This window comes from Acidovorax sp. MR-S7, assembly GCF_000400995.2.
Lineage (GTDB): Bacteria > Pseudomonadota > Gammaproteobacteria > Burkholderiales > Burkholderiaceae_C > MR-S7.
The window spans coordinates 55,418-67,376 of the sequence record NZ_DF238916.1 but is presented as its reverse complement, the minus strand read 5'-3'; the positions used below and the strand labels follow the sequence as shown (position 1 = coordinate 67,376).

Below are 11,959 nucleotides of genomic sequence, written 5' to 3'. Positions count from 1 at the left end.
GGCTACAACGTCTACCCGGCCGAGATCGAGGGCTACATCAACGAGATGCCCGGCGTGGCCGAAAGCGCGCTGGTCGGCGTGCCGCACCCGGACTTCGGCGAAGTGGGCGTGGCCGTGGTTACGCCCAAGCCCGGCGCGAAGCTCGATGGCGATGCGATCATCGGCGCGCTCAAGAGCCAGCTGGCCAACTTCAAGATCCCCAAGCGCTGCTTCGTCACGGCGGAGTTGCCGCGCAACGCCATGGGCAAGGTGCAGAAGAACCTGCTGCGTGAGCAGCACAAGGGGTTGTTCGCCTGACTATGGTTTTGATAGCTGCTGGCGCTTGATGGATAAGCGCTAGGGGCTGTTTTCATGCTTGGCGCAGCGGAGGCGGCGGCGCGCTGCAGAACAGGCATTCGCTGATGGCGGGAGCTCCGCAGTCCGCGTGGTTGCAGCAGTGTTCCAGCCATGCGCTCACGAGCTTGTAGACCGAAAGGTTGGTGCGCGCGCTGGGCGCGCACAGGTAGTAGCCCAGCGGGCTGTCGAAGCGGTTGCCGAAGGGCTCCACGAGGCTGCCTGCCTGCAGTTCGTCCTCCACGAGGCAGGTGGGCACGATGCCCACGCCGAAGCCCGACACGGCCGCCCGGATGATCAATGAGTAGAGGTTGAATCCCGGGCCGAAGCGGCTGCCGCTGGCGTCGCAGCCGTGGGCCTCCAGCCAGTCCTGCCAGGCCAGCGGCACCTCGATGTGCTGCAGCAGCGTCGCGCGCTCCAGGTCGGCGGGCGCGCGCAGCGCCAGCGTGTCGCGCAGCTGCGGGCTGCAGACGATGCTGGTTTCCTTGCCGATCAGATAGCGCGCATTGGCGCTGGGCCAGTTGCCGTAGCCGTACTGGATGGCGGCGTCGAAGTCGTGCGGAACGGAGAAGTCGTGCGCGTGCTGGTAGCGCACGAAGTTCAGCGTGACCTGCGGCAGCGTGCGCTTGAAGTGCCCCAGCCGCGGGAACAGCCATTGCGCTGCGAACGTGGGCGGCACCGAGAGATTGAGCGCGCCGCCCGCACCCCCGTACGACATGAGCTGGGCCGTGGCCGATTCGAGTGCGGCCATCGCCGGGCGCGTGGTGTTCAGGTAGGTGGCCCCGGCGTCGGTGAGCTCGAGCCCCGTGGACTTGCGCAGAAACAGCTTCTGCCCGAGGTAGTCCTCCAGCGAGGCGATGTGGCGGCTGATGGCGCTTTGCGTCACGCACAGCTCCCTGGCGGCCATCGTGAACGCGAGGTGCTTGGCCGCGGAGTGGAAGGCATTCAGTTCCGAAATCGTGGGGCAGAGGCGGCGCATGGCGGGAGGCTATGAGTACTGCTCATGGACTGGTGAGATTTTAGGCGGTTGCTCGATGGCTTGAATGGATCGATAAACGCGTTCCGGAAGAGGTGTGCACACGCGTCTTCCTGAAATGCCCATGCTGCATGGGCCATGAGTATTTTGAAATCGTAACCGTATCCGCCCGAGTTCATGACCCCCTTGTTTATCGCGAACGGCAACGTTCTGGACGTCCATACCCTCACCATGCATGCCGGCCATTCGGTGCTCGTGGAGGGCGGGCGCATTGCCGCCATCGGAGCGGGGCTGCAGGCGCCCGAGGGCGCCGAGGTGGTGGATGCCGCGGGCCTCACGGTGATGCCCGGCATGATCGACTGCCATGTGCACACGGTGGCCTCGTCGTTCAACCTCGGCAACGTGGCCAGACTGCCCAACGTGCTCACCATGCTGCGGGCTCTGCCCATCATGCAGGCGATGCTGGGACGCGGCTTCACGAGCGTGCGCGACGCGGGCGGGGCCGACTGGTCGCTGGCCGAGGCGGTACGCACGGGGCTCATCAGCGGGCCGCGCATCTTCCCGTCCGGCAAGGCGCTGTCGCAGACGGGCGGCCATGCGGACTTCCGCCCCCGCAGCGACGAGCTCGACCTGTGCTCCTGCGTACACAAGCTGGGCAACATCGGCCGCGTGGTGGACGGCGTGGACGCCTGCCGCATTGCCGTGCGCGAAGAAATTCTCAAGGGTGCGACGCAGATCAAGGTGATGGCCTCGGGCGGCGTGGCCTCGCCCAACGATCCGATCGGCAACCTGGGCTATTCGGAAGATGAGCTGCGCGCCATCGTGGAGGAGGCGGGCAACGCCAACACCTATGTCATGGCCCACGCCTATACGCCGCGCGCCATCAGCCGGGCCGTGCGCTGCGGGGTGCGCACCATCGAGCACGGCAACCTGGTGGACCGGGAAACCGCCGAGCTCATGGCCGCGATGGGCGCGTACATGGTGCCCACCATGATCACCTACGAAGGCCTCGCGAACGAGGGCGAGAAGTACGGCCTGCCGGCGCTCTCCATCGCCAAGATCGAAGGCGTGCGCGGGCCCGGCCGCCAGGCCCTGGAAATCCTCGCCAACGCCGGCGTGAAGATGGGCCTGGGCTCCGATCTGCTCGGCGAGACGCACTACCTGCAGGCCGAGGAGCTGCGCCTGCGCGCCGAGGTGCTCGGCAACGGCCCGGTGCTGCAGCAGGCAACGCTGATCGGCGCGGAAATCCTGGGCCACAAGGGCGAGCTGGGCGAGGTGACGCAGGGCGCGATCGCCGACCTGCTGCTCGTCGACGGCAACCCCCTCCACGACATCCAGTGCCTGCTGGACCAGGGCGCCCAGATCCGCGCCATCGTCAAGGACGGGCGCATCGCCAAGAACACCCTCTGACCTTCCACCTCAACGCACGACACAAGGAGACCACCATGCAACGTAGACAATTCGCCAAGCTCACGGGCGTCGCCGCGGCCCTGCAGTGCATCCCGGGCATCGGTTTCAGCCAGACGGGCGAGACGTTCCGCATCGGCTCGCTCACGCCCATCACCGGCGCGGGCAGCCCTTACGGCCCGGGCATGCAGCAGGCCATCCGCATCGCCGTGGACGAGATCAACGCGGCGGGCGGCGCGGGCGGGCGCAAGCTGGAGCTGTTCACCGAGGACGACCAGACCAAGCCGGACGCCGCCGTGCTGGCCGCGAAGAAACTCATCGAGGTGAACAAGGTGCAGGCCGTGCTGGGCACCTGGGCCTCCGGCGTGACGCTGGCCGTGCTGCCGCTCACCGATGCGGCGGGCATCATCCAGATGAACGTTTCGGGCGCGCCGGCGATCTCCACGCTGGACACCAAGGACCTGGTCTGGCGCTTCCAGGCCACCAACGACCGCTTCGGCATCGCGTTCGCAGAGATCTGCAAGAAATACGGTTTCAAGCGCCCGGCCACCATGGCGTTCAACAACGCTTCGGGCCTGGGCAACGTGGAAGGGTTCACGCGCGTGTGGACGCAGCGCGGCGGCAAGGTGGCGGCGCACGTGACCTACGAGCCCAACCGCCCGAGCTACCGCAGCGAGCTGCAGAAGATCCTGGCGGCCAAGCCGGACGTGATCGTGATGGGTTCCTACCTGCCGGACACCACCATCATCCTGCGCGAATGGTTCCAGTCGGGCGCGGAGAACAGGTGGGTCATCCCGGGCTGGGCGGCCAACCCGGACCTGGTCAAGGCCCTGGGGGCGGAGGTCTGCGAAGGCATCATCTCCGTGGATACCGTCTCCAACGAGAAGAGCGCTTCCTACGCGCACTTCGATGCGGCCTACACCAAGGCCACCGGCAAGCCCGCATCCACCAACATCTACGCCGCCATGGCATACGACATGGTGATCTCGCTGGGCCTTGCCATGGAGGCGGCGGGCCCAGGTGCGAACGTCACGCAGGTCAACGCCAAGCTGCGCGACGTGGCTAACCCGCCGGGCAACGCGGTGGCCACGTTCGCCGAGGGCAAGGCGCAGATCGCCAAGAAGGGCAAGGTGAATTACGAAGGCGCCTCGGGCAAGCTGGACTTCGACAAGTACGGCGACGTGACGCCCGACTTCGGCGTGTACATCATCGAGAAGGGCCAGCTGGTGCGCCGCGACGTGGTGTCCATCGCCTGAGCCTTTTCCCCTGCGGGTGCGTGCGCCGGCCCATGGCGGCCGGCGGCATCCGGGCTGCGAACGGAATGAGCCAATGACCTGGATAGATATTGCAAACCTGCTCATCAACGGCGTGATCGAGGGGCTGGTGGTGGCGCTGCCCGCGCTGTCGATGACGCTGGTGATGGGGGTGAACCGCTTTCCCCATGCCGCGACCGGCGACTTTCTGACGCTGGGCGCCTATGCCGCGGTGGGCTGCCAGCTCTTGCTGGGCTCGCCCCTGTGGCTGGCTGCGCTGCTGAGCGCGGCCGTCACGGCGGTGGTGTCCGCCGGCTCGTACCAGCTGATCTTCCGCAAGCTCGCGGGGCGGCCCATGGTGTCGTCCATGCTGGCCGCGATCGGCCTGGGCTTCCTGATCCGCAGCCTGATCTCCTTCTTCGCGGGGCACGACCAGCGCACGTTCGACATGCCGCTGGTGCGCGCGTGGAATTTCGGCGGCATCCGCATCTTGCCCACTGACCTGGTCATCGCAGGCATTGCGCTGGCATGCCTGCTCGTGGTGTTCGTGCTGCTGTACCAGACCAGCTTCGGCCGCCAGCTGCGTGCCGTGGCCGACAGCGCCGACCTGGCGCGTGCCAGCGGCATCCGTGCCAAGGGGCTGATGCTGGCGCTGTGGCTGCTGGTGGGAGCCGTCTCGGCCATCGGCGGCGTGCTGCTGGGCATGAAGGCCATCGTCATGCCGGAGATGGGCTGGGAATTCCTCATCCCGGCCTTCGCCGCCATGGTGCTCGGCGGCATCGGCAGCCCGGTGGGCGCGGTGCTCGGAGCGCTGCTGCTGTGCATCGCGCAGGAACTCTCGGTGCCGCTGCTCGGGCCTTCCTACAAGCTCGTGCTCTCGTTCGCGGTGCTGGCGCTGGTGCTGCTGCTGCGGCCCGCCGGCATCCTTGGCCGCATCCAACTGGTGAGGTGACGCCATGATCGCCTATCTCTGTGCCATCGGCATCGTCGCACTGATCTATGCGCTGCTCGCGCTGGGGCTGAACCTGCAGTTCGGCCTCACGCGGCTGGTGAATTTCGGCGTCGTGGCGTTCTTCGCCCTGGGCGCCTACACCTCGGGCCTGCTGTCGCTGCAGGGCGTGCCGCTGGCGGTCTGCTTCGTCGCGGCGATGCTGCTGTCCGCCGTGCTCGCGTTGCCCATCGGCCTGCTGTCCCTGCGGCTGCGCGACGATTATCTGGCCATCGTCACGCTGGGTTTTTCGGAGGCCGTGCGCATCACCATCCAGCAGGAGGAGTGGCTGACCAAGGGCGTCCAGGGCCTGCCCGGCCTGCCCAAGCTGTTCGCGGGCTGGAGCTCGCCGGCGGCGGAAGTGGCGCTTTTCGCGCTGCTGGTGGCCATCGTGGCCCTCGTGGCCTGGGGCACGGTGCTCCTTGCGCGCAGCCCGTTCGGCCGCCTGCTGCGCGCGATCGGAGACGACGAGGCGGCGCTCTCCGCCCTGGGGAAGGACCCTGCGTGGTTCAAGGTGCAGATCTTCATGCTCGGGGCGGCGCTGTTCGGCATGGCGGGCGCGTTCTATGCGCACTTCATCACCTTCATCACGCCTGAGCAGTTCATCCCGCTCATCACCTTCTACGTCTGGATGGGCCTGGTGATGGGGGGCACGGGCAGCGTGCGGGGCGCGCTGGCCGGCACTTTCCTGCTGATGGTGTTCCTGGAGGGCTCGCGCTTCGTGAAGGACTGGATTCCCGGCGTGTCGGAGGTCGGCATGGCCAGCCTGCGGCTGGCGGCCGTGGGGCTGGCGCTGATCCTGGTGACCTTGTACCGGCCCAACGGCATGTTTGGAGGCAAGCCGCAATGATGTTGACAGTCCATTCGGTGACGCGGCAGTTCGGCGGGTTCAAGGCCGTGGACGGCGTGTCGCTCCAACTGGCCGCCCAGGAGATCCTGGGCATCGCCGGGACCAACGGCGCAGGCAAGAGCACGCTGTTCGCAGCCATCGCCGGGCAGCAGCCGGCGGACGCGGGCGAGATCCGTTTCGAAGGCCAGGACATCACGCACCAGGCGCCATACCGCCGCGCGCGTCTCGGCCTGGTGCGCACGTTCCAGGTGCCCCGGGAGTTCAAGACGCTCACGGTGCACGAGAACCTGCTGGCCGCCGCACCGAACCCCTCGGGCGAACGGCTGCTGGGGTCCTTCTTCCCCACGCGCCATGTGCGTGAACACGAGGCGCGCCTGGCCGAGAAGGCCGACGGCATCCTGGACTTCCTGAACCTCGCGCGCGTGCGCGACGTGAAGGCCGGCGGCCTGTCCGGCGGGCAGAAGAAGCTCGTGGAGCTGGGGCGCGTGCTGATGCTGGATCCGCGCTGCATCCTGCTCGACGAGCCCTTCGCCGGCGTGAACCCGGTGCTGATCGAGGAAATCTGCGACCGCGTGCGGCAGCTCAACGCGCAGGGCATCGCATTCATCGTGATCGAGCACCACTTGCAGGCGCTCAAGTCGCTGTCCAATCGCATGATCGTCATGGACCGCGGCCGCATCCTGGCCGAGGGTGACCCGCATGCGGTGCTGGAGGACCCGCGCGTGCAGGAAGCCTACATGGGAGGGGTGGTATGAATGCGCAGCACCCATTGCTGGAGCTGAAGCAGCTGCGTGGCGGCTATTCGGAGGTGGACATCATCCATGGCATTGACCTGCGCGTGCTGCCTGGCGAGATCGTGACCATCGCCGGCACCAACGGCGCCGGCAAGTCTACCTTGGTCAAGGCGCTGCTGGGCCTGCTGCCGCGTGTGCACGGCGAGATCCATCTGCAGGGCCGGGCCATCACGAAGCTGTCGGCCGAAGACCGTTTCGACGCCGGCCTGGCCTACGTGCCCCAGGTGGCCAACGTGTTCCCATCGCTCACGGCGAAGGAGAACCTGCTCGTGGTGCGCGGCGTGCCGGATCTCAAGCGGCGCATGGACGCCGTGCTGGCGGATTTCCCCGCGCTGGCCGACCGGCTGCTGCAGCATGCGAGCAACCTGTCAGGCGGCGAGCGCCAGCAGCTCGCGTTCGCGCGCGCGCTGATGCCCTCGCCGCGCATCATGGTGCTGGATGAGCCGACGGCGGCGCTCGCTCCGTCGCTGGTGGGCAAGGTGTTCGAGATGGTGCAGAGGCTGCCGGCCTCCGGCATCGGGGTGCTCATGGTGGAGCAACGCGCGCGCCTGGCGCTGCAGATCAGCCAGCAGGGCTACATTCTCGACCAGGGGCGCTGCGTGCTCCATGGCGTCGCGCAGGACCTGTTGAGCGACGACCGCATGGCGCAGCTGTATCTGGGCAACCACTGACGATTGCTGCATTAATAATAGCTGCCAGCGCTTGCTGTACAAGCGCTGGCAGCTATTTTCATGCTTAGCGCAGCACCAGCACGGGAATGTGCGAGTGCGTCAGCACGTGCTGCGTCTCGCTGCCCAGCAGCAGGCGCTTGAGGCCCTTGCGGCCATGCGAGGCCATCACGATCAGGTCGCACTTGTGCTTCTTGGCGGCGGCGATCACGGCCTCGGCGATCAGGTCCGACTTGGCGATCACGGTCTTCACGCTCACGCCATCGGCGGTTCCGCGCGCCTTCACCTTGTCCACCAGTTCCTGAGCGGCGTCGCTCCATTGCTTCTCGATGCGCTTGACGTCGGCGGCATCCACGGGCATGCCGCCTTCGAAATAGCTGCGCGGATAGCGGGGCACCACCTTGAGGGCGACGACCGAAGCGCCCGACAGGCCGGCGAGCGACAGCCCGCTTTCAACGGCTTTGTCCGAGAGGGGGGATCCATCGGTGGCGATCAGAATGCGCTTGTACATGCTCTAGCTCCTTTTGTTTGGTTGAAATCAAGAATGAGCATAGGATGGCCCACGGCGTCTATCTTGATCCAAGTCAATGACCCTGTCACGCAACGCGGATAGTCTCCGATCCATGTCAAATCGTTCTGCCGGCCCGTTCGCGCCTGCCGGAAATACCGCTGCGCCCGACGCGGCGGCCGGCCAGGAAGGCGCGGCGCTGCTGGACGATCCGCAGGAGTGGTCCGCGTTCGGCAAGCCGCTTGCCGGTGCGCCCCGGGCGGCTGCGGCCGAGGCCCTCTGGGAATCGCACGTGGTGCTGGAAGGCATGCACTGTGCCGCCTGCGCCTTGACCATCGAAGATGCCCTGCGCCGCGTGCCCGGAGTCACCGAGGCAGACGTGAGCGCGGCCACGCGCCGCGCGCGCGTGGTGTGGCACCCCGGGCAGGTGCTGCCCTCGCGGTGGATGGAGGCCGTGCGCCATGCCGGCTACCGAGCCATGCCCGCCATGGACGCCTTCGCGCGCGAGCAGCGCCAGCGCGAGCACCGGCGCGCGCTGTGGCGCTGGCTGGTGGCGGGCTTTTGCATGATGCAGGTCATGATGTACGCATGGCCCGCCTACCAGGCCATGCCGGGCGATCTCACCACCGAGATGGAGCAACTGCTGCGCTGGGCCTCGTGGGTCATCAGCCTGCCCGTGGTGCTCTTCGCCTGCGGGCCGTTCTTCTCCAGCGCGCTGCGCGACGTACGGCAGCGTCGCGTGAGCATGGACCTGCCGGTCGCGCTGGGCATGCTGATCACCTTCGCTGTGAGCATGGCCGGCACGTTCGACCCCACAGGCCCCTTCGGCCGCGAGGTCTACTACGACTCGCTCACCATGTTCGTGTTCTTCCTGCTCACGGGCCGCTGGCTGGAGCTGCGCCTGCGCGACCGCACGGCCGGAGCACTGGAGGCGGTGATGAACCGCCTGCCCGACAGCGTGGAGCGCCGCGCGGCGGACGGCAGCTTCGTGCGCGTTGCCACGCGTCGCCTGCAGGAGGGCGACGTGGTGCGCGTGCTGCCGGGCGAAGCATTCCCCGCCGATGGCCGCATCCTGCAAGGCGGCACCCAGGCCGACGAGGCGTTGCTCACCGGTGAATCCACGCCCGTGGACAAGCCGCAGGGCAGTGTGGTCACCGCCGGCAGCTACAACCTGCGTGCGCCGGTGGAGGTGGGCGTGGAGAGCCTGGGCGCGCAGACGCGCTTCGGCCAGATCGTCGCGCTGATGGAAAGCGCGTCGCTGCAGAAGCCCAGGCTGGCCCAGCTCGCGGACCGCGTGGCGCGCCCCTTCTTGGTCGCCGTGCTGTTGGCGGCCGCTCTGGCCGCCGCGTGGTGGTGGCCCACCGACCCCAGCCACGCCCTGATGGTGGCCGTGGCGGTGCTCATCGTCACGTGCCCGTGCGCCTTGTCGCTGGCTACGCCGGTGGCCATGCTCACGGCGGCGGGTTCCCTGGCGCGCCGCGGCGTGCTGGTGCGCAACCTGCAGGGCCTGGAAGCTCTGGCCGCCGTGGATACGGTGGTGTTCGACAAGACGGGCACGCTGACCCGCGATGGACTGTCCGTGCGCGAGGTCCATGTGGCGCCCGGTGCCGACCTGTCGCCGCAGCAGGCACTGGACCTGGCCGCCGGGCTGGCCCGCCGGTCGCTCCATCCGGTATCGCGCGCCCTGGCCGCCGCTGCTGGCGGCGATGGGGTCGTGGGTTGGTCCGTGCTGTCCGTGCAGGAGATTCCGGGCGCGGGCCTGGTGGCCGATGCCCGCAGGGCAGGAACTGGCGACATGACGCTGCGCCTGGGCTCCCCCGCGCATGCACGGGTGGCGCCCGCACCGCAAGCCGCCCAGCAGGTGGTGCTTTCGGTGGAAGAGCAAGGGGCCGTGCGTGAGCTGGCCCGCTTCGACCTGAGCGAAGAGTTGCGCCCCGAGGCGCGGGCCATCGTCCAGGAGCTGCTGCAGGCTGGTGTGGCGGTCGAGTTGCTGTCCGGCGACCGCACTGCCACGGTGCAGCGGGTGGCTGCGCGAGCCGGCATCGCCGTGGCGCATGGTGATTGCACGCCGCAGGACAAGTTGCAGCGACTGCAGACGCTGCAGGCCCAGGGACACCATGTGGCAATGGTGGGTGATGGCCTGAACGACGGGCCCGTGCTGGCGGGTGCGCATGCCTCGTTCGCATTCGGCAGGGCGGTGCCGCTGGCGCAGTCGCGCTCCGATTTCGTGGTCATGGGCGACGACCTCGCCCTCGTGGCCCAAACGCTGTTGCTGGCGCGCCGCACGCTGCGCGTGGTGCGCCAGAACCTGTGGTGGGCGGCCGGCTACAACGCGCTGTGCGTTCCGCTGGCCATTGCCGGGTACATGCCGGCCTGGCTGGCGGGGCTGGGCATGGCGCTGAGCTCCTTGCTGGTCGTGGCCAATGCCGCCCGGTTGGCTCGCGGACCGGATGCCGTTGCCGCCGACCCTCGCGCAACCCAGGCGCCGCAGCCGGCGCATTCCCCCCTGGAGGCGGCCTGACATGGACATTCTTTATCTGCTGATCCCCCTCTCCGTGGTGCTGGTCCTGTTCGTGCTGGCCGGCCTGTGGTGGGCCGTATACCGTGGCCAATTCGAGAATGTCGATCAAGAGGGAGAGCGCATTCTGAAAGACGGTTGATGTTCATCAACGCTTTCGGGTTGCGCCTGATTGAAACTTTTCGCTGCAATTATTAGAGGTGCCCGATGGATACTCCACAAGCAAAAGTAGCGCATTACGACGACACCGTCGTGCGCCAGTTTTCTATCATGGCCGTTGTATGGGGGGTGGTTGGGATGTTGGTTGGCGTGTTCATCGCCGCCCAGCTGACCTGGCCTGAACTCAACTTCGGCATCCCATGGCTGAGCTATGGGCGGCTGCGGCCGCTGCACACCAATGCGGTGATCTTCGCCTTCGGCGGTTGCGGCCTGTTCGCCACCAGCTACTACGTGGTGCAGCGCACCTGCCAGACGCGCCTGTTCGGCGGGCCGCTGGCGGCGTTCACGTTCTGGGGCTGGCAGCTGGTGATCGTGGCGGCTGCCATCAGCCTGCCGCTGGGCTATACCTCCGGCAAGGAATACGCCGAGCTGGAGTGGCCCATCGACATCCTGATCGCCGCCGTGTGGGTCTCGTATGCCGTCGTGTTCTTCGGCACCATCGGCAAGCGCAAGATCAAGCACATCTACGTGGCCAACTGGTTCTTCGGCGCGTTCATCATCGCCGTGGCCCTGCTGCACATCGTCAACAGCGCCGCCATTCCGGCAGGCTTCATGAAGAGCTACTCGGCCTATGCCGGCGTGCAGGACGCCATGGTGCAGTGGTGGTACGGCCATAACGCCGTGGGCTTCTACCTGACCACGGGCTTCCTGGGCATGATGTACTACTTCATCCCCAAGCAGGCCGGCCGTCCGGTGTACAGCTATCGCCTGTCCATCGTGCACTTCTGGGCGCTGATCTTCACCTACATGTGGGCGGGTCCGCACCACCTGCACTACACCGCGCTGCCCGACTGGACGCAGTCCGTGGGCATGGTCTTCTCCCTGATCCTGCTGGCACCGAGCTGGGGCGGCATGATCAACGGCATCATGACCCTGTCGGGTGCATGGCACAAGCTGCGTGACGACCCCATCCTGCGCTTCCTGATCGTGTCGCTGTCGTTCTACGGCATGGCTACGTTCGAAGGTCCGATGATGTCCATCAAGACCGTCAACGCACTGTCGCACTACACCGACTGGACCGTGGGCCACGTGCATGCCGGCGCTCTGGGCTGGGTGGGCCTGATCACCATGGGTTCGCTCTACTACCTTGTGCCGCGCCTGTTCGGCAAGGAAAAGATGCACTCGGTGAAGGCCATCGAGCTGCACTTCTGGCTGGCCACCATCGGCATCGTGCTGTACATCGCCGCGATGTGGATCGCCGGCGTGATGCAGGGCCTGATGTGGCGCGCCGTGAATGCGGACGGCACCCTGACCTACACCTTCGTGGAAAGCGTCAAGGCTACCTATCCGTTCTATGCCATTCGCTTCGTCGGTGGCCTGCTGTATCTGGGCGGCATGGTGGTCATGGCCTGGAACGTGTGGCTGACGGCCATCTCCGGCCGTTCCGTCAAGGTGGCCATCCCGGCCGTGAACGCTGCTCACGCCTGAAGGCCCGAGGACTCAAG

General features: G+C 67.2%; 11 protein-coding genes and 1 pseudogene. 10 read left to right on the top strand and 2 right to left on the bottom strand.

All coding sequences use genetic code 11. The features are described from left to right. A pseudogene (locus AVS7_RS09910) lies at positions 1 to 297 on the top strand (malonyl-CoA synthase); the annotation flags it as partial. Between the two features lie 52 nt (positions 298 to 349). Here the strand turns inward: AVS7_RS09910 and AVS7_RS09905 are convergent. Continuing rightward, positions 350 to 1,312: a LysR substrate-binding domain-containing protein gene (locus AVS7_RS09905; RefSeq protein WP_020228301.1), complete on the bottom strand. Its 963-nt coding sequence runs from the start codon at positions 1,310 to 1,312 to the stop codon at positions 350 to 352. Between the two features lie 174 nt (positions 1,313 to 1,486). On the opposite strand from AVS7_RS09905, the gene AVS7_RS09900 reads away from it, so the two are divergent. The 6 genes from AVS7_RS09900 (at position 1,487) to AVS7_RS09875 (ending at position 7,272) form a co-directional block, all read left to right on the top strand. Further along, positions 1,487 to 2,719: an amidohydrolase family protein gene (locus tag AVS7_RS09900; RefSeq protein WP_020228300.1), complete on the top strand. Its 1,233-nt coding sequence runs from the start codon at positions 1,487 to 1,489 to the stop codon at positions 2,717 to 2,719. Between the two features lie 35 nt (positions 2,720 to 2,754). Then, positions 2,755 to 3,972, top strand: a complete 1,218-nt coding sequence (locus AVS7_RS09895; protein ID WP_020228299.1) for an ABC transporter substrate-binding protein — start codon at positions 2,755 to 2,757, stop codon at positions 3,970 to 3,972. Positions 3,973 to 4,045: 73 nt separating this feature from the next. Further along, entirely contained in the window at positions 4,046 to 4,921 is an 876-nt protein-coding gene (locus AVS7_RS09890; protein WP_020228298.1) for a branched-chain amino acid ABC transporter permease, read from the top strand. 4 nt (positions 4,922 to 4,925) lie between these two features. Continuing rightward, on the top strand, positions 4,926 to 5,807 hold the full coding sequence (locus AVS7_RS09885) for a branched-chain amino acid ABC transporter permease (RefSeq protein WP_020228297.1): 882 nt from the start codon (positions 4,926 to 4,928) through the stop codon (positions 5,805 to 5,807). Next, complete coding sequence (locus AVS7_RS09880; RefSeq protein WP_024001280.1) at positions 5,804 to 6,562, top strand: ABC transporter ATP-binding protein; 759 nt, start codon at positions 5,804 to 5,806, stop codon at positions 6,560 to 6,562. Before AVS7_RS09885 ends, AVS7_RS09880 begins: the two co-directional genes overlap by 4 nt. After that, entirely contained in the window at positions 6,559 to 7,272 is a 714-nt protein-coding gene (locus AVS7_RS09875; RefSeq protein WP_020228295.1) for an ABC transporter ATP-binding protein, read from the top strand. Before AVS7_RS09880 ends, AVS7_RS09875 begins: the two co-directional genes overlap by 4 nt. 64 nt (positions 7,273 to 7,336) lie before the next feature. On the opposite strand, the gene AVS7_RS09870 is transcribed toward AVS7_RS09875, so the two are convergent. After that, complete coding sequence (locus AVS7_RS09870; RefSeq protein WP_020228294.1) at positions 7,337 to 7,780, bottom strand: universal stress protein; 444 nt, start codon at positions 7,778 to 7,780, stop codon at positions 7,337 to 7,339. A 112-nt stretch (positions 7,781 to 7,892) separates the two neighbouring features. On the opposite strand from AVS7_RS09870, the gene AVS7_RS09865 reads away from it, so the two are divergent. From AVS7_RS09865 to ccoN, 3 genes are all read left to right on the top strand, one after another. Further along, complete coding sequence (locus tag AVS7_RS09865) at positions 7,893 to 10,298, top strand: cation-translocating P-type ATPase (protein WP_020228293.1); 2,406 nt, start codon at positions 7,893 to 7,895, stop codon at positions 10,296 to 10,298. Between the two features lies 1 nt (position 10,299). Continuing rightward, a complete protein-coding gene (ccoS, locus tag AVS7_RS09860; RefSeq protein WP_020228292.1) occupies positions 10,300 to 10,437 on the top strand; it encodes a cbb3-type cytochrome oxidase assembly protein CcoS in 138 nt (45 codons plus the stop codon). Between the two features lie 65 nt (positions 10,438 to 10,502). Then, the gene (gene ccoN / locus AVS7_RS09855; RefSeq protein WP_024001279.1) at positions 10,503 to 11,942 is read left to right on the top strand and encodes a cytochrome-c oxidase, cbb3-type subunit I; all 1,440 of its coding nucleotides are present in this window, start codon (positions 10,503 to 10,505) and stop codon (positions 11,940 to 11,942) included. Positions 11,943 to 11,959: the final 17 nt, after the last annotated feature.

Coding starts and splice junctions, on each gene's coding strand:
- AVS7_RS09905 (WP_020228301.1), bottom strand. CDS start 1,312: ATGCGCCGCCTCTGCCCCACGATTTCGGAACTGAATGCCTTCCACTCC.
- AVS7_RS09900 (WP_020228300.1), top strand. CDS start 1,487: ATGACCCCCTTGTTTATCGCGAACGGCAACGTTCTGGACGTCCATACC.
- AVS7_RS09895 (WP_020228299.1), top strand. CDS start 2,755: ATGCAACGTAGACAATTCGCCAAGCTCACGGGCGTCGCCGCGGCCCTG.
- AVS7_RS09890 (WP_020228298.1), top strand. CDS start 4,046: ATGACCTGGATAGATATTGCAAACCTGCTCATCAACGGCGTGATCGAG.
- AVS7_RS09885 (WP_020228297.1), top strand. CDS start 4,926: ATGATCGCCTATCTCTGTGCCATCGGCATCGTCGCACTGATCTATGCG.
- AVS7_RS09880 (WP_024001280.1), top strand. CDS start 5,804: ATGATGTTGACAGTCCATTCGGTGACGCGGCAGTTCGGCGGGTTCAAG.
- AVS7_RS09875 (WP_020228295.1), top strand. CDS start 6,559: ATGAATGCGCAGCACCCATTGCTGGAGCTGAAGCAGCTGCGTGGCGGC.
- AVS7_RS09870 (WP_020228294.1), bottom strand. CDS start 7,780: ATGTACAAGCGCATTCTGATCGCCACCGATGGATCCCCCCTCTCGGAC.
- AVS7_RS09865 (WP_020228293.1), top strand. CDS start 7,893: ATGTCAAATCGTTCTGCCGGCCCGTTCGCGCCTGCCGGAAATACCGCT.
- ccoS (WP_020228292.1), top strand. CDS start 10,300: ATGGACATTCTTTATCTGCTGATCCCCCTCTCCGTGGTGCTGGTCCTG.
- ccoN (WP_024001279.1), top strand. CDS start 10,503: ATGGATACTCCACAAGCAAAAGTAGCGCATTACGACGACACCGTCGTG.